This is a genomic window from Pseudoalteromonas sp. SG45-2 (assembly GCF_014164115.1).
Taxonomy (GTDB): Bacteria; Pseudomonadota; Gammaproteobacteria; order Enterobacterales; family Alteromonadaceae; genus Pseudoalteromonas; species Pseudoalteromonas distincta.
Window position 1 is genome coordinate 1 of sequence record NZ_JACJEO010000039.1, and the last position, 16834, is coordinate 16834.

The 16834-nt window shown below is 39.6% G+C and carries 13 protein-coding genes and 2 rRNA genes; 5 read left to right on the forward strand and 10 right to left on the reverse strand.

The genetic code is table 11. The features are described 5' to 3' along the window. Positions 1–122 precede the first annotated feature (122 nt). Together hldE and H5116_RS19575 are read right to left on the reverse strand one after the other, a co-directional pair. Positions 123–1562: a bifunctional D-glycero-beta-D-manno-heptose-7-phosphate kinase/D-glycero-beta-D-manno-heptose 1-phosphate adenylyltransferase HldE gene (hldE, locus tag H5116_RS19570; protein WP_182716894.1), complete on the reverse strand. Its 1440-nt coding sequence runs from the start codon at positions 1560–1562 to the stop codon at positions 123–125. Continuing rightward, the gene (locus H5116_RS19575; RefSeq protein ID WP_002961065.1) at positions 1562–2152 is read right to left on the reverse strand and encodes an SIS domain-containing protein; all 591 of its coding nucleotides are present in this window, start codon (positions 2150–2152) and stop codon (positions 1562–1564) included. Before H5116_RS19575 ends, hldE begins: the two co-directional genes overlap by 1 nt. 182 nt (positions 2153–2334) lie before the next feature. On the opposite strand from H5116_RS19575, the gene waaA reads away from it, so the two are divergent. Both waaA and H5116_RS19585 read left to right on the forward strand, forming a co-directional pair. Continuing rightward, the gene (gene waaA / locus H5116_RS19580; RefSeq protein ID WP_024595686.1) at positions 2335–3618 is read left to right on the forward strand and encodes a lipid IV(A) 3-deoxy-D-manno-octulosonic acid transferase; all 1284 of its coding nucleotides are present in this window, start codon (positions 2335–2337) and stop codon (positions 3616–3618) included. Next, the gene (locus H5116_RS19585) at positions 3615–4163 is read left to right on the forward strand and encodes a DUF1415 domain-containing protein (protein WP_002961067.1); all 549 of its coding nucleotides are present in this window, start codon (positions 3615–3617) and stop codon (positions 4161–4163) included. The genes waaA and H5116_RS19585 overlap by 4 nt, the downstream gene beginning before the upstream one ends. Before the next feature lie 48 nt (positions 4164–4211). On the opposite strand, the gene H5116_RS19590 is transcribed toward H5116_RS19585, so the two are convergent. From H5116_RS19590 to purL, 4 genes are all read right to left on the reverse strand, one after another. Beyond that, the gene (locus tag H5116_RS19590) at positions 4212–4541 is read right to left on the reverse strand and encodes a YdbL family protein (RefSeq protein ID WP_002961068.1); all 330 of its coding nucleotides are present in this window, start codon (positions 4539–4541) and stop codon (positions 4212–4214) included. Between the two features lie 11 nt (positions 4542–4552). Beyond that, positions 4553–4750, reverse strand: a complete 198-nt coding sequence (locus H5116_RS19595) for a YnbE family lipoprotein (protein ID WP_007378800.1) — start codon at positions 4748–4750, stop codon at positions 4553–4555. Between the two features lie 2 nt (positions 4751–4752). Next, positions 4753–7203 (reverse strand): YdbH domain-containing protein, encoded by a 2451-nt coding sequence (locus tag H5116_RS19600; protein ID WP_182716895.1) that lies wholly within the window; start codon positions 7201–7203, stop codon positions 4753–4755. A gap of 277 nt (positions 7204–7480) precedes the next feature. Beyond that, positions 7481–11371, reverse strand: coding sequence for a phosphoribosylformylglycinamidine synthase (purL, locus tag H5116_RS19605; protein WP_182716896.1), 3891 nt, complete (start codon positions 11369–11371; stop codon positions 7481–7483). A 211-nt stretch (positions 11372–11582) separates the two neighbouring features. Here purL and mltF point away from each other — a divergent pair, with 211 nt between their 5' ends. Both mltF and H5116_RS19615 read left to right on the forward strand, forming a co-directional pair. Beyond that, positions 11583–13091 (forward strand): membrane-bound lytic murein transglycosylase MltF, encoded by a 1509-nt coding sequence (mltF, locus tag H5116_RS19610; RefSeq protein WP_182716897.1) that lies wholly within the window; start codon positions 11583–11585, stop codon positions 13089–13091. A gap of 164 nt (positions 13092–13255) precedes the next feature. After that, positions 13256–13423: a hypothetical protein gene (locus H5116_RS19615; protein WP_002961076.1), complete on the forward strand. Its 168-nt coding sequence runs from the start codon at positions 13256–13258 to the stop codon at positions 13421–13423. Between the two features lie 2 nt (positions 13424–13425). Here the strand turns inward: H5116_RS19615 and tadA are convergent, their stop codons facing one another. After that, complete coding sequence (gene tadA / locus H5116_RS19620) at positions 13426–13941, reverse strand: tRNA adenosine(34) deaminase TadA (RefSeq protein ID WP_182716898.1); 516 nt, start codon at positions 13939–13941, stop codon at positions 13426–13428. A 178-nt stretch (positions 13942–14119) separates the two neighbouring features. Between tadA and H5116_RS19625 the strand changes: the two genes are divergently transcribed. Beyond that, entirely contained in the window at positions 14120–15424 is a 1305-nt protein-coding gene (locus tag H5116_RS19625) for an inosine/guanosine kinase (RefSeq protein ID WP_033021433.1), read from the forward strand. Between the two features lie 36 nt (positions 15425–15460). Here H5116_RS19625 and glsB read toward each other — a convergent pair whose 3' ends face one another. The 3 genes from glsB to rrf (H5116_RS19640) form a co-directional block, all read right to left on the reverse strand. After that, on the reverse strand, positions 15461–16384 hold the full coding sequence (gene glsB / locus H5116_RS19630; RefSeq protein WP_182716899.1) for a glutaminase B: 924 nt from the start codon (positions 16382–16384) through the stop codon (positions 15461–15463). Between the two features lie 156 nt (positions 16385–16540). Continuing rightward, positions 16541–16655 (reverse strand): 5S ribosomal RNA (gene rrf / locus H5116_RS19635). A gap of 62 nt (positions 16656–16717) precedes the next feature. Continuing rightward, positions 16718–16832 (reverse strand): 5S ribosomal RNA (gene rrf, locus H5116_RS19640). Between the last annotated feature and the right edge of the window lie 2 nt (positions 16833–16834).

The window sequence follows — 16834 nt, forward strand, 5'->3', positions numbered from 1 at the left end:
AGAAAATAGCTCAATAACAAGGCTAAAATTATGATACATAGTTGTTCTATATAAATAATTTTTAACGTAGTTAGTGAGTTATTTAATACGCTAGAATGATCATGTTTTTAATAAAATTGGTATTACTGTTTAATTTTACTTATTACTTTTGATGTTGAGCACCCATCTAAAAATTCAAGCACTTCAACTTTTCCGCCATGGCGAAGTACATGCTCAGCACCCGCGATTTGATCTACAGTGTAGTCGCCACCCTTAACTAAAATATCAGGGCTTATTTGCTCAATTAAGTTAGCGGGAGTGTCGTTTTCATCTAAGCTACCAAACGGAATAACCCAATCAACTGATGAAAGTGCGCTAAGTACCATCGCACGCTCATCTAGTGGGTTAATAGGACGTTCAGCCCCTTTTAAACGCGTAATAGATTCATCATTATTTAATCCAACAACGAGTCTATCGCCTCGTGCTTTAGCTTGCGCTAAATAACGTACATGCCCGGCGTGTAAAATATCAAAACAGCCATTAGTGAATACAATGGTTTCGCCGTTTTGTTTTGCAAATTCAATATGCTGAAGTACATCATCAAATGGTGTTTGGTAATGCTCACCCGTAGTATGTAAATACTGACCAAGCTTACGGCTTAGCTCTTCTGGCGAGACTGTTGCAGCCCCAAACTTACTCACAACGATACCTGCGGCTAAATTAGCAATTTCCACAGCATCTTTAGGTTCCATGCCCGCGCCAAGCATAACAGCTAATGTAGCTATAACCGTATCACCGGCCCCGGTTACATCGCTTACTTCAAGCTCTTGCGCTGCAAAATCAAATTTTTCATCTGCACTAATAAGCGACATACCTTGCTCAGAACGCGTAAGTAACATGGCTTTAATGCCATTTTTGCTTATTAAATCACGCGCACTTGCTGCTAAAGCCTCTTCTGAATCGGTTTGACCACCCGCTAACTTAAACTCATGTAAGTTAGGTGTAATGTAATCAGCACCTTCATATAAATGTAAATCTGGCGATTTAGGGTCAATTAAAACGGTTTTTCCGGCGCCCTTAGCAAGGCTTACCATTTCTTTAATTAAACTTAAAGATCCTTTGCTGTAATCAGAGAACACTATAAAGTCGTATTCATCAAGTACAAGCTCTAAGCGGTTTAATAAAAGCTGGCTATGTTGCTCAGTAAACATTTCTTCTAAATCAAGTCGAACCAATTGTTGGTGGCGGCTAATAACACGCATTTTTGAAATAGTCGGTAAATCACATACACTCACTAATTGTGAGCTTATTTTTTCACCTTTTAGGATGGTCTCTAAAATCTGCCCGCTTTCGTCCTCACCAATTAAACCCAATAAGCCAACTTTTGCATCTAACCGCGCTATATTTTTTGCAACGTTAGCTGCACCGCCCGCTTTGTCTTCAAATTTACTTACTTTAACAACCGGTACTGGCGCTTCTGGCGAAATTCGACCTGTATCACCATACCAATAGCGGTCTAGCATTACATCGCCAACAACTAATATTCGTGCCGCTGATAAGTTTTTTAATAACGATAAATCCATTACTGCTGCTCCGCAACAACCATATCCATGGCTTCACATAACCAGTGACCTATAAACATGTGAGCTTCTTGAATACGTGCTGTTTCGTCATTTTTTATAATAATAGGTAACTTAGCAATGTCTTTTACTTTACCGCCATCACGTCCAGTTAATGCAACAGTAAAAGCGCCTAGTTTATTTGCAGCCTCTAATGCTAAATTAATATTGTTACTAGTACCTGATGTGGTTAAACCAATAACTAAATCTTCTGGCTTGCATAGCGCTTGAACTTGGCGTTCAAACACCGTATCAAAGTGATAATCGTTGCTGTGCGCTGTTAAAATTGAGGTATCAGTGGTCAATGCCATTGAGGCAAGCGGACCTCGTTCTAATTTATAACGCACTACAAATTCTGCAGCTAAATGCTGTGCATCTGCTGCACTACCACCGTTACCAAACCAAACAATCTTGCCACCAGCTTGTAATGCACTATGGCATGCTTCTAACAATTGCATAGATTCTTGATGATAAGCCTCCATCGTTTCAAATAATGCCTGATGACGGTTTAATGTTTCAACGTAGCTAGTTGCCACTGAATCGATAATTGACATGAAAAAATTCCTCTTGGAACTGAAATGGCAGGAAAAATTAAATTCATTATTCCATAATTTTATTTAATTGTGTGTATTTTATCGGGTTATAACTGAACCCAGACCATATTTTATAACGAGTCTGTTTAGAAAACGGCTATTTCACGGTAAACTAACGCCACTTCCCTTTAAGAAAGATCAGTATGGCACGCATTTTTTACTCATTCGCATTAATTATTATTAGCCCACTGATTGTATTTTATCTCTATATTTTACGAGGTAAAAAAAACCAAGGCTATCGTGCACACTTTAAAGAGCGCTTTGGGTTTGTCAGTAAGTCTTTATTTACGGTTAAAACTAAGCCTTTAGTTTTTCATTGTGCTTCTGTTGGTGAGGTACTTGCCGCAACGCCACTTATTAAAGCTTTGCAAAAAGTGCATCCAAATTTAAATATACTTATAACCTGTAATACTCCAACAGGCAGAGAGCAAATACTTAGCCAGTTTAAAAATACTGTAGCGTGTAGCTATTTACCAATCGATTTCCCGTTTGCAACGGCTCGATTTTTAAAGCGTATAAAGCCACAAGCATTATGTATTTTAGAAACCGAGCTATGGCCAAATTTAATGGCGATAAGCCACAAAAAAAACATACCAGTGCTTGTCATCAATGCAAGACTCTCTGAAAAGTCACTGCAGGGCTATCAAAAGGTCGCTAAATTAACGCATATTATTATGCGCTCAATTACGGTACTTGCGAGTCACAATAAAACAGATGCTACACGCTTTATTGAACTTGGTCTTGAAGCTTCAAAAAGCCATGTAACAGGCTCAATAAAATTTGATATAACACCAAGTGAAGAGCAACTAGCTAAAGTACTCAACCTTAAACAGCTTTATAGTAGTAATGAACGCTTTGTATGGGTGGCAGGCTCAACACATCCAGTTGAGCATGAGCTGGTACTTTTAGCCCATCAAGAATTACTAAAAAAGCAACCGAACGCATTACTTATAATTGCCCCGCGCCATCCAGAGCAATTTGACAAAGTGGCAGAGCTTTTAACGCAAAGCCCACTTAGCTTTAGCCGTCGTAGCCAAAATAACTATAATAATGAGCAAATACTCCTTGCTGATACGCTTGGTGAATTACAGTGTTTATATGGCGCTGCAAATGTGAGCTTTATTGGTGGCAGCTTAATTCGCAGAGGTGGGCATAACCCACTGGAATCAGCAGCGTTTTCGGTAGGTGTAATAACAGGTCCACACACATACAATTTTGACCATGTTTATCCCGAGCTAACAAAGCTCAAAGGTGCTGTAGTGGTTGATAGTAACGACGAACTCGCAAAGCAGCTTATAACGTTTAGCCAAAACACAAAAGCGTGCCAAACCTTAGGTATTAAAGCTGCGCAATGCGTAACTAAAAACCAAGGTGCTATACAAAAAACACTTAACATTATTAATCAATATTTAGAGCCAAAACCGTGACCAACATAGCTATAAGCCAAACCCGTGAATGGGTGTCATCTGTTATTGTTAAATATAACTTTTGCCCATTTGCACGTAAAGAAGTGGAAAATAACTGTATTCATTACATAGTAAGCTCTGCAACGAGCATGGATGATGCTGTAATGGATATGCTTGAGCAATGTGTTGAGCTTGACCGTGAACCAGAGCGCGAAACAACCCTTATCATGTTTGACAATGGCTTTAGTGACTTTGAAGACTTTTTAGACTTGGTCGATTTAGCTAATGCACTTTTAGTCGCGCAAGGCTTTGAAGGTAAGTATCAAATCGCTAATTTTCATCCTGATTACGTATTTGCTGACAGTGATGAAACCGATGCCGCAAACTACACAAATAGAGCGCCCTTTCCTACATTGCATTTAATCCGCGAAGCAAGTATGAGCGAAGCACTTGATAGTTATAACGAGCCTGAATCTATTCCTGAGCATAATATAAATCTAGCAAGGCGTAAGGGGATTGATTTTTGGCAGCAGTTACTTGAAGGCTGTAAAAAACCGAGCGCTTAAATGCTCGGTTTTATTTTGGTTTGTGCAGAACAAGACAATAACAAACGCTTATTTTTTAACCCAGTTACCATTTACTTCAACGTAATGACCACTTTGGGTTTTTTCAATTGTTTTAGCAGCAGCAAGTGCTTCTACTTGTGAAAGCGACAAGTTATTCTTTTTAGCGAGCTTTAAGTACTGCGCTTTACGCTTTGCATTTATGTCATCAACAACGGCTTTTGCCTCTGCGTTTTGTACAACAAGTCCTAAATAACCAGAGCTATCTTCACCTACTAGACCTTGGTTTTTAGCGTCATCAAGGCTAATAGCCCAAGCAGAGAAAGACATACATACTGCACTAACTAACGTAATAATATTTAATTTTTTCTTCGTATTCATGTTCTAGCTCCTCAAAATAACTCACTGTCGTCACTAAATAAATTGTCGAGTTCTTTATCTACTTTTACGCGAATTTCGTGATCGACCTTCACATTTAAATTAATAGTAATGGGCTCTTTAGCAGACACCTCAACACGATGCGTGCAAGCACTGAGTGCACTAATAGCACTCAGCGCGAGCAGTACTTTTATCAATAACGACTGTCTCATTATTAGTTTCCTTTTTGTGAGTATTGTTGCTCAACTTTTTGTGTAATTTCGTCACTTAAACGCAGTGCGCGTAAAAGTGTAAATACGTTTTCTTCGTGGTTATAATTAAAGTTAACCTGCTGCTGCTCTGCTTTATTATAGCCTTGCAAATTAACCCCTAGTTTTAACCAACCATCATTTTTTAGTGCCACACTGCTATTAAGTTTTTGAATATCTAAATTAGTTAATAGCCCTAACACAGGTTGTAACTCTTGCTGTTGCTGCATTACTGAATCAAAAGCGGCATTATTGGTAATTTTTAAATTACCTGTTCCTTGGCTAAATAAGCTACCGTCAATTATTTCAATTTTTCCACTATCAAAGTGAACCGGTAAAGACCCCGCCAAGCGTCCCGTTAATACAATGCCCGACTTATCGTCGAGTGTAACAAGTTTGCTTGCATCAATATTTTCAAACTTAACATTAGCAACTTGGTTTGGCTTCCCTACTGTGTAGCTATCTAATGAAAACTCACCACCAAACACACTTCCTTTTACATCATTTATAAGCGCGGTATTACTACTCACTTGCCACTGCCCTTTAATAGTTTTAACTACGGCACCGGCTCTAAATTCATTTAAATTAAAGGTAGTTGGTTTTACATTAAGCTTACCTGAATTATATTCCCCGCTAAATGTACTGCTCAAATCACTCGCAAGGTAATCGTTATACAATGCACTTGTATGACTAATCCCTATATTGAACAGTGCATTTTGTAAGTTTATATCGCCACTAATATAGCCATTAAATTCGCCCTCTGTTAACTGTGCAAGTGGCTCAAATTGACTAATAAACGCATTTAACGACAGCGCACTTTGTTCAGGAATAACCACTTCAAATGGATGAGCTTGCGACGACATATGATGATTTATCACTAACTCAACATTATTTATAAATGCGTGATGCGTGGCTTTTAGTGCACGGCTTTGCAAGCCCGTAGACTCTACTTTTATATTATTAAGTTTTATGTCGGGGCTATTAACAGCCTTTATATTCGTTTTTGCTGTTAGATCAGCAAATAACTCACCTACGCCTAAATTAGCATTTGCTGTTAATGTGTTACTTATATCTGTGACTTTAAATTCTTTATATTCTGCGCTTTTTAATTGCTGAGTTAACGCTACCTCTGCGTTTAACTGTTTATCCATTTTTGCTATTAAATCACCTTGGTATTGCACTGCACTTATATTAAACGCATCTACACTATTAAGCGTTAATTTAGCATTTATAAGCCCAATTGGTTTTGAGTCTATAAACTCACTTATATTAAAGTGACCACTAAGGCTAAGCCCATCCGCTGTTGCGGGTACAAACTCAGGTAAATTTTCAAGCATAACGGCGTAATCGCCTTTAATTGCAGTGCCAGATAACTGAGCATTAACGTTAATATTATTTATATCGGGTGTATTTATTTGAGCTGATAAAGTTGACTGTAAGTCTTTAAATGGAGATGTAATATTTAGTGTTGTATCTGTTATTAAAATATCAAATTGCTTATCGCCCACGCTTACCAAATTAATTGCAGGTACCCTCAACCCACTAGCCTCTAAGCTAATTGATTGAGGGAGTTTAAGTTGCCAATTTAAAGGAACTTGTTTGCTAATAAAGCCTACATATTCACTTGGTGGAATTAACTCAGTACAGCTTGGTGTTAAATTAATTTTGTTATTAAGCAAATCGGTATTAAACATTAACGCTTGGCTATTTAAATTAAAACGCGTCGCCAATTTACCAGTGGTTAATACGTTAACTTTGCACTGCTCATACGTGTGAGCAAACTGGGAGCTAATATCGCCATTTAACTCAAGTTCTATACCATCAAAGCTAAATGCTTGCTGAGTATTAAAGTTAAAATCTGCTATTAATGTATTTTTAGTGTTTATAACGTGCTTTAAAAAAGTGTCATTAATTTCAAACTGACCCCTTACTTTATTAGCAGTCAAAATTGCACTTACGTTTATATCACCTGAGACATTAAATTTATTTAGTTCGGGTTCTAATATGCTTATTTTAAGTGGCTTACTGAGCTCATCACTTTTTACTACAAGCTGTTTAATATTGATTAATGGGCGATTTAAGGGAAGTGCTAAATCGAGATTTTTAGCAAGCTGATTAGCATTATCACTTTTAGGGAGTGGATTAACTGTTAGCACTGCATTTTCAATATCTACACGCTTTGTATTTGCAGTAATACCAGTAAGTTGTAATTGTTGATTTTGATAATTTACACACACTTTATCAGCATGAATATTTAGTTCAGACGTAATTGAAAAATCAAGGCAGTTTAATGTGACACCCGCTTTTTCGAGCTCAGGCGCTATAGCCCACTGTAATAAAGGCAAGCGAAATACATAACCAAGCAGTAAGGTACTTAGTAATAAAACGCCAACAATTAAACCAACTCGCTTAAACATACTATCCTTAAATGCTTTGTGCTTTTAGCTATACTAATACCAACCTGCATAAATCTTTGATCAATTTAACGAATTAAATTGCACTATAACGTCGTTAAAAGTTTTTTATTTAGAACAACTAGATATAAAAACTTTTGCCTAGTTCTAGCGTAATTTTTTTAACGTTAAATAGACCCCATATATAAGCAGATTGGTATAATCAAAAAAGGCTGCACAATGCAGCCTTTTTTATTTTACAGTAAGATTATGAATCTAACTTGTATAAACGTAAATATAATTAACCTACGTTTTTACGTGCGTTACGGAACATACGCATCCACGGGCTATCCTCGAGCCACTCATCTGGGTGCCAAGAGTTGGCAACGCTTCTGAATACACGTTCTGGATGCGGCATCATTACAGTGGCACGACCATCAGTTGACGTAATACCGGTAATACCTTCTGGAGAACCATTAGGGTTAGCTGGGTACTGCGTTGTAGGGTTACCGTAGTTATCTACAAATTTAACCGCTACAGTGCCGCTATCAAGCGCCGCTTTAGTGGCTGCATCGTTTGCAAACTCAGCATGACCTTCACCATGAGAAACCGCTATAGGCATACGCGAGCCAGCCATTCCGTTAAAGAACACAGACGGATTCTCTTGTATTTCTACTAAACTAAAGCGTGCTTCAAAACGCTCTGATTTATTAGTTACAAAGCGCGGCCAATGTTCAGTACCAGGGATCAACTCTTTTAACGTTGATAACATTTGGCAACCGTTACATACACCTAAGCTGAAAGTATCTTCACGGTGGAAAAAGTTTTGGAACTGATCGCGTGCCATGTCGTTAAACAAAATAGACTTAGCCCAACCTTCACCCGCACCAAGTACGTCACCGTATGAGAAACCACCACAGGCCACTAAACCTTTAAATTGCTCTAGTGTTAAACGACCTTCTAAAATGTCGCTCATGTGTACATCAACGGCTGCAAAACCTGCGCGATTAAACGCTGCCGCCATTTCTAAATGAGAGTTAACACCCTGCTCACGTAAAATAGCCATTTGCGGTTTAGCACCGGTTGCAATGTATGGTGCAGCTATATCTTCGTTTAAATCAAAGTTAAGTTTTACGTTTAAGCCTGGATCTTCTGCATCAAATTTAGCATCAAACTCTTGCTTAGCACACTCAGGGTTATCACGGCGTGCTTGCATTTGATACGTTGTTTCAGCCCAAATAGTACGAAGCTCAGTACGCGTATGATTAAGTACCGTATTTTCGCCACGGTTAAATATAATCGTATCGTCACTGTTAAGCGTGCCAATGCTGTGGCTAATTGCAGCTATACCATGTTGTTCAAACACCGCATTTACTGCATCTAAATCAGCATTTGCAACTTGAATTACCGCACCTAGCTCTTCGTTATAAAGCGCTTCAATGTCTGAACCTGTTAAAGCTGCTAAATCAACAGTTACACCGGTATGACCCGTAAACGCCATTTCAGCTACTGTGGTAAATAAACCACCATCTGAGCGGTCATGATAAGCAAGTAACTTACTATCAGCCACAAGTGCTTGCATTGCGTTATAGAAGCCTTTTAATAACTCAGGGCTATCAACATCAGGGGTTACATCACCTAATTGCTTATAAACTTGTGCAAGGCTTGATGCGCCCATGCGGTTTTTACCCGCACCTAAATCAACTAATATAAGCGATGTATCGCCTTTATCTGTGCGCAGTTGTGGAGTTACTGTTTTACGTACGTCGTCAACACGACCAAATGCAGTTATAACCAATGAAAGCGGCGACGTTACTGATTTCTCTTGTGAGTCACCTTCATCTTTCCATGTCGTTTTCATCGACATAGAATCTTTACCTACAGGAATAGTTAAACCAAGCGCAGGACAAAGCTCTTCGCCTACGGCTTTAACAGCTTCATATAAACCAGCATCTTCACCTGGGTGACCCGCTGCTGCCATCCAGTTTGCCGATAACTTAATGTTTTCAAGGCTACCAATATTTGCACAAGCAATATTAGTTAACGACTCTGCCACAGCTAAACGAGCAGATGCACCGTAATTAAGTAATGCAGCCGGAGTACGCTCACCGAGTGACATAGCTTCACCGTGGTAAGTATCATACGTTGCCGCAGTTACAGCACAGTTAGCAACAGGTACTTGCCAAGGACCAACCATTTGGTCGCGCGCTACTAAACCCGTAACTGAGCGATCGCCGATTGTTATTAAGAATGTTTTTTCTGCAATGGTTGGTAAACGCATTAATCGCTGCGCTGCATCTGCTGCATTTATTGATGTGATATCAAGCGCTTTGCCAACAACTTGCTTTGACGTTACATCGCGGTGCATTTTAGGTGCTTTACCTAATAATACGTCCAGCGGCAAATCAACAGGGTTATTTTCAAAGTGGCTGTCTGACACAGTTAAGTGAGGTTCAGCTGTTGCTTCACCAATAACAGCGTACTGGGCACGTTCGCGCTTACAAATTGCTTCAAAGCGGTCAAAGTCCTCTACGCCAACAGCGAGTACATAACGCTCTTGTGATTCATTACACCAAATTTCGTGTGGTGCCATGCCTGGCTCATCGTTAGGGATGCTACGTAATTGGAACTTACCACCACGTCCGCCATCATTAACAAGCTCAGGAAACGCGTTAGATAAACCGCCGGCACCTACATCATGAATAAACGCGATTGGGTTTTCATCGCCTAGCTGCCAACATTTATCGATAACTTCTTGGCAACGACGTTCCATTTCTGGGTTTTCGCGCTGTACTGAAGCAAAGTCTAAATCTTCGTTTGACTGACCTGAGGCCATACTTGATGCAGCACCACCGCCTAAACCAATGTTCATTGCAGGCCCGCCTAGCGCAATTAATTTAGCGCCTACAGGAATATCACCTTTTTGAACATGATCAGAGCGAATATTACCTAAACCACCGGCAAGCATAATTGGTTTATGGTAACCACGTACTTCTTCACCGTTATGGCTTGTTACTTTTTCTTCGTAAGTACGGAAGTAGCCTAATAAGTTAGGACGACCAAACTCATTATTAAATGCAGCGCCACCTAGTGGACCTTCTGTCATTATATCAAGTGCGTTTACAATACGACCCGGCTTACCAAAATCGCTTTCCCACGGTTGCTCGTAACCTGGAATACGTAAATTTGATACAGTAAAGCCAACTAACCCTGCTTTTGGCTTAGAGCCACGACCAGTTGCGCCTTCATCGCGAATCTCACCACCAGAACCTGTAGCAGCACCTGAGAATGGCGCAATAGCTGTTGGGTGGTTATGAGTTTCAACTTTCATTAGTATTTCAATGTCTTCTTGATGATACGCATATTCACCTTGCGCATTTGGGAAGAAGCGACCCGCTTTTGAGCCTTTCATTACTGCCGCGTTATCTTTATACGCCGACAATACATTTTCAGGATTTAGCTCAAACGTATTTTTAATCATTTTAAACAGCGATTTTGGCTGCTCTTTACCATCGATTGTCCAGTCAGCATTAAATATTTTATGGCGACAATGCTCTGAGTTCGCTTGTGCAAACATAAACAATTCGATGTCGTTAGGGTTACGTCCTAACTTTGTAAAATTTTCTACTAAGTAGTCTATTTCGTCATCAGCAAGCGCAAAGCCTTGCTCAACATTGGCTGTTGCTAGTGCTTCGCGTCCACCACCTAAAATATCGACAGACGACATTTGGCGTGGGGCATCACTGCGAAACAGCTGAGCCGCATCTTCAAGTTCATTGTGTGTGGCTTCAGTCATGCGGTCGTGCAATAACGCAGTTACTTGTGCAAGTTGTTCTGCGTTTAAATCACCTTCAACATAATAAGCAATACCGCGTTCAACACGGTGAACCTGCTTTAAACCACAGTTGTGGGCGATGTCGGTAGCTTTAGATGCCCAAGGTGAAATGGTACCTGGGCGAGGTGTAACAAGTACAAGTTTGCCAGCTGGGGTATGCTCAGCAATAGTTGGACCGTAAGTTAATAGTTTTTCAAGCTTGGTTTGCTCAGAGCTACTCAACGGCGATGTTAAATCGGCAAAGTGAGTATACTCGGCGTATACGTTAGTGACTGGAAGTTGCGATTGTTGGCAACGCGCTAAAATTTTATTAACTCTGAACTCTGAAAGTGCTGGTGCACCACGAAGGATCAACATAGGTAATTTCATCCGGGGTTAGGGATTGAACGATATTTTAGGCACGCATTATAGTCCAATTAGCATTCAGATTTAACTCAAAATTACGCTTTTCATAAAATTAACTTTTTAGCTTTATTTATAGCCTCTTTTGGTTAATAAAATAAAAGGTAAAGTGACGCGATGGCTTAGTTTTGCTATAACGGTGGCTGGCGAGCTTAAGGGGCACTCAATGTTCAAAGAAAAACTAATAATAATCATTACTTTAGTTATGCTGTTATGTGCATGTGATATGCAAGAGCAGCCAACTCAACTCGCCCAAATAAAAGAACAAAACAAAATACGTGTGGGTACACTTGCAAGTGCTAGTAATTATTATCAAGCCGTTCAAGGTGAACAAGGCTTTGAATATGAGCTATCTCAAGCATTTGCTGAATATCTAGGTGTAGAGCTTGAAATAGTGCCATTTTTTAACTTATCCGATATGTTTGAACGCCTTGAAAGCGGTGATTTAGATTTAATTGCCTCAGGACTTACCTATAATAAAACCCGTGCAGAGCAATACCGTTATGGACCAACTTACAGAACAATCAGCCAAAAATTAGTTTATAAGCAAGGACGTGTTCGTCCTCGAGAGTTTGCCGACTTAGATGGCAACTTTACTGTTATCGCTAAAAGTAGTCATTCGCTTACTCTGCAAAAAATGAAAAAAAACAATCCAGATCTTACTTGGATAGAAAGCGAAGAGTTTGATGAAGAAGAACTACTTCAAGCAGTTATTGATGGCGAGATTGATTACACACTCGCTGATACACATACGCTATCGTTATTTCGCCGTTATCATCCAAATTTAAGTATCGGTTTTTCTGTTAGTCATAACGACCCGATTGCATGGATACTTAATAAATCAAAAGATGATTCTTTATATTCCTTATTAGTGCCATTTTTTGGCGATATAAAACAGAGTAATCAGCTCTACGTACTTGAAGAAAAATACTTTGGCCACGTGCGCCAATTTAACTATGTAAATACCCTTGCTTATATCGAAGCTATCAAAGAAACCTTACCAACATACCAACCATGGTTTGAACAATATGCTGGTAGCCTTGATTGGCGTTTATTAGCGGCACTTAGCTATCAAGAATCTATGTGGAATCCTCGCGCTAAATCGCCGACAGGCGTTCGCGGTATTATGATGCTAACCCGCAGTACAGCAAAACAAGTAGGTGTTACCAACCGCTTAGAGCCAGAGCAAAATATTCGCGGTGGTGGTAAGTATTTAAGTAAACTGATTAAGCGTATACCTGATAGAATTCCTCAACCTGATAGAACATGGCTTGCACTAGCGGCTTACAATGTAGGTTGGGGGCACGTTAACGACGCGCGTATAATTACCGAGCAGCAAGGCGCAAGCCCTGATAAATGGGCTGATGTAAAAAAACGCTTACCGCTGTTAATTAAAAAGCGCTATTACCGTAAAACTCGCTATGGTTATGCGCGTGGCGATGTAGCGGTTAAATATGTTGATAATATTCGTCGCTATTACGATGCACTTGTTTGGCTAGATGAGAATAATGCTATTGCTGTAGAGTCTGAGCCAGAACCAATCACAGAGCAGAGCACTGATACCGAGCCAAACTTAAATGAAGAAAGTGACGAAAAAAGTAACAAAGATGAAGCGCAAACAGAAAAACAACAGCCTATAATTGAGCCCGAACAACCGAGTGAAAACAATAACTAAGATTTATATAGGTATCAGTTTTTTGAGCAAACCAGTAAGCAAAATTTAAGTAAATTAAATATCTGTTTACTTGTCATCAAATGATCACTAATGTGTATTACTTGTATATTATTATTTTATAAGATATACCCTGCGCCTTTCTCACTCTTGCATTAGGAGAAAACATGCTAAAACGTAGACGCACACAAAAATTAAAACGCAATGTGATTTATTCAACAGCCACACGTCGTCGTGTTATGCTAAGAAAACTGCACAAAAAAATCATCTGGCGCCGCCGAATGTTTGCTATGCAGCAAATGGCTGAAACAGAAATAGAGCCAATCGCTAGTTAACTCTAGCTAGGTTTATTTATTTGTTCATCACGAGCAGCTTTCTTAGCTGCTTTAATTTGCGCTCTTCTACGCTTAAAAAAATTCGAAATAGTATCACCGCATTGCTGTGCCAAAACACCACGGCACACCTCAACTTGATGATTTAACCTCGGCTCTTGTAATAAGTTCATAATTGAACCTGCAGACCCTGTTTTAGCATCGAGGGCACCAAATACTAAACGCTTTATTCTGCTATGCAGCAACAGTCCTGCACACATAGAGCAAGGCTCTAACGTTACATATAGTGTGCAATCAATTAAGCGGTAATTATTAAGTACTTTTCCAGCTTCTCGCACTGCAATCATTTCCGCATGGGCTGATGGGTCGTTATCCGTTATTGAGCGGTTGTACCCCACTGAAATTAGCTGGTTATCTTTTACTACAATTGCTCCAACCGGAATTTCATCAAGCAACTCTGCTTGCTTTGCATACAAAAGCGCTTGCTCCATCCAGTAGGAATCATTAAATGGCTCGTTCATTCTTTCTACTTAAATAACTTTTTATGCTGTAATTATACCTAGTTAGCACTCTAAAGTGCGTCATTCATTACTTTATTGCAAAAATAAAACGATATTTACCTGTTTGTAATGGCTCACTAGTGTGGATTTACGCTATAATCTCACGCTTTTTTTATTTAGCTCACAACACGGGTAGCAAATGAAATTTCCTGGACGCCGCAGGCATAAACATTATTTTCCAGTGGAAGCCAAAGATCCACTTACTAATCAACTTAACGCAACAGAGCGATTACAACGTAGTTATATTACGGGTATCGATCAGATCGTTGTTGATATAGAGGCAAAAGTTGATCAAGCTTTCCTTGACGAATTTCAACTACGTAGAGGTATGTCACAAGTTATTGATAGCGACATAACGAACGCCTTATACGATCGTTTAAAATTAAACGATATGGTTGATTTTGAGTTTGCCGGTGGGACCATTGGTAACACTATGCACAACTACTCTGTACTTGCAGATGATCGCTCAGTTTTATTAGGCGTAATGAGCGAAAATATAAAAATAGGTAGCTATGCTTACCGCTTTTTATGTAATACCTCAAGCCGTGTAGATTTAAACTATCTTCAACCAGTAGATGGGCCTATAGGTCGTTGTTTTACATTAATTGATGAAACCGGTGAGCGTACTTTTGCGATAAGTGCGGGCCTAATGAATCACTTACGTCCTGAATCTATCGATAAAAACCTTATTGAAAATTCATCAGCATTAGTGATCAGTGCCTACCTCATGCGTACGCAAGGTAGTGAAACGATGACTGAAGCGACTATGCAAGCGGTAAAATACGCTAATGATGCAGGTGTGCCAGTTGTTCTTACACTCGGAACTAAATTCTTAATTGAACAAGACCCGACCTGGTGGGCAAACTTTGTTGAAAAGCATGTTGATATTCTTGCTATGAACGAAGAAGAAGGGTTAGCTATTACAGGTTTTGAAGACCCTCTTCTAGCTGCCGATAAAGCACTTGATTGGGTGGATTTGGTAATTTGCACCGCTGGCGAAAAAGGCTTATTTATGGCCGGCTACGTAGACGAAAGCTTAAAGCGTGAAACCGAATATCCGTTACTACCAGGCGCCATACCTGATTTTAATCGATACGAATTTTCACGTGCTATGCGTAAAACCGAGTGTGATGAGCCTATCAGAGCATATAGCCATACAGCCCCATTTATGGGTGGACCTGACTCAATCAAAAACACCAATGGTGCAGGCGATTGTGCTTTAGCGGCTGTGCTACATGACTTATCAGCAAATGTTTATCATAAACTTAATGTGGCAAACTCTGCTAAGCATCAGCAACAAGCTATTACTTACTCGTCACTATCGCAAATTAGTAAATATGCTAACCGAGCTAGTTATGAAGTGTTAGTTCAGCACTCTCCTCGTTTATCTCGCGGTTTACCAGAACGCGAAGACTGCTTAGAACAGGTTTATTGGGAACAATAATAACGGTGGGAGCAATCATTGCTCCCTATCAACTTCCTAAAAAATAGAAATATCGAGCTTTTTAGATAGCAGTTCCAACGCTGCAATTCCTGCAACCGAATTACCAAACGAATTAAGTCCCGGAGAATAAACAGCTACCGTAAACTTATTTGGTAACACGGCTAAAATAGTCCCTGACACTCCCGATTTACCTGGCATACCTACTCTGTAACCAAAATCCCCCGCAGCATCGTATAAGCCACTGGTAAATAATAGCGAATTAAGCTGCTTATTTTGACGGCTACTTAAAACACGATCGCCCGATCGATTATCAACACCTTTATTTGCTAAAAAATTATAAGCTTTGGCTAATTCAATACAGTTGAGCTCAATAGAACAAAAGTTAAAGTAAGACCATAAAACATCATCGACTTCATTTTCAAAATTACCAAACGACTTCATTAAATGTGCCATAGCAGCATTACGATGCCTAAATTCATACTCAGAATTAGCGACTTTTTTATCAATCACTATCCCTCTATTACCAGCTAACAACCTAAAGGTCTCGAGCATAGAGTGCATTGGTGCAGATAAGCGGCTGTATAACGCATCACACGTTACAATTGCGCCTGCATTTATGAAAGGGTTACGAGGAATCCCTTTTTCAAACTCAAGCTGTGTAAGCGAATTAAAGGCAGTACCTGAAGGCTCCTTTCCAACTCGATGCCAAAGTTCATCACCATAACGTTGCAGTGCCATAGTAAGTGTCATAACTTTTGAAACAGACTGAATGGTAAAACGTTGAGAGCAATCCCCCGCACATATAGTCTTACCATCAGTTGTATAAATAGCGATAGAAAATTGCTCAGGATCGACCTCTGCAAGGGCCGGTATATAATCAGCTACTGTTCCTTGTGATAATAAAGGGCGTACTTCATGTGCTATTTCATCAAGCACCTTTTGGTAATCAGCTGTAGGCAAACTAGACCTCTATATCATCATTCATAAAAATTGGATTTTAGCACGCGCGAATAGACGCAACTAGTTTTGTTGTTGAATTTAAAGGGGGGATGTTTTTCTTAATTTAAAAAAGCAAAAAACCCATCACATTACTGTAACGGGTTTCTCTTAATTAAATCCTGGTAATGTCCTACTTTCACATAGCAAATGCTACACTATCATCGGCGCTGTTTCGTTTCACTACTGAGTTCGGCATGGGATCAGGTGGGTCCAAAACGCTATTGTCACCAAGAAAATTCTTTTCAATTTTCTTATTTTAATTATTAAGGTTAAAGTCCTTCGACTGAATTTGAAGCCTGGTAATGTCCTACTTTCACATAGCAAATGCTACACTATCATCGGCGCTGTTTCGTTTCACTACTGAGTTCGGCATGGAGTCAGGTGGGTCCAAAACGCTATTGTCACCAAGCA

Bases quoted from the DNA above. Each gene is read 5' to 3' on its own strand.
- hldE (WP_182716894.1), bottom strand. From the start codon at position 1,562: ATGGATTTATCGTTATTAAAAAACTTATCAGCGGCACGAATATTAGTT.
- H5116_RS19575 (WP_002961065.1), bottom strand. From the start codon at position 2,152: ATGTCAATTATCGATTCAGTGGCAACTAGCTACGTTGAAACATTAAAC.
- waaA (WP_024595686.1), top strand. From the start codon at position 2,335: ATGGCACGCATTTTTTACTCATTCGCATTAATTATTATTAGCCCACTG.
- H5116_RS19590 (WP_002961068.1), bottom strand. From the start codon at position 4,541: ATGAATACGAAGAAAAAATTAAATATTATTACGTTAGTTAGTGCAGTA.
- H5116_RS19595 (WP_007378800.1), bottom strand. From the start codon at position 4,750: ATGAGACAGTCGTTATTGATAAAAGTACTGCTCGCGCTGAGTGCTATT.
- H5116_RS19600 (WP_182716895.1), bottom strand. From the start codon at position 7,203: ATGTTTAAGCGAGTTGGTTTAATTGTTGGCGTTTTATTACTAAGTACC.
- purL (WP_182716896.1), bottom strand. From the start codon at position 11,371: ATGTTGATCCTTCGTGGTGCACCAGCACTTTCAGAGTTCAGAGTTAAT.
- mltF (WP_182716897.1), top strand. From the start codon at position 11,583: ATGTTCAAAGAAAAACTAATAATAATCATTACTTTAGTTATGCTGTTA.
- H5116_RS19615 (WP_002961076.1), top strand. From the start codon at position 13,256: ATGCTAAAACGTAGACGCACACAAAAATTAAAACGCAATGTGATTTAT.
- tadA (WP_182716898.1), bottom strand. From the start codon at position 13,941: ATGAACGAGCCATTTAATGATTCCTACTGGATGGAGCAAGCGCTTTTG.
- H5116_RS19625 (WP_033021433.1), top strand. From the start codon at position 14,120: ATGAAATTTCCTGGACGCCGCAGGCATAAACATTATTTTCCAGTGGAA.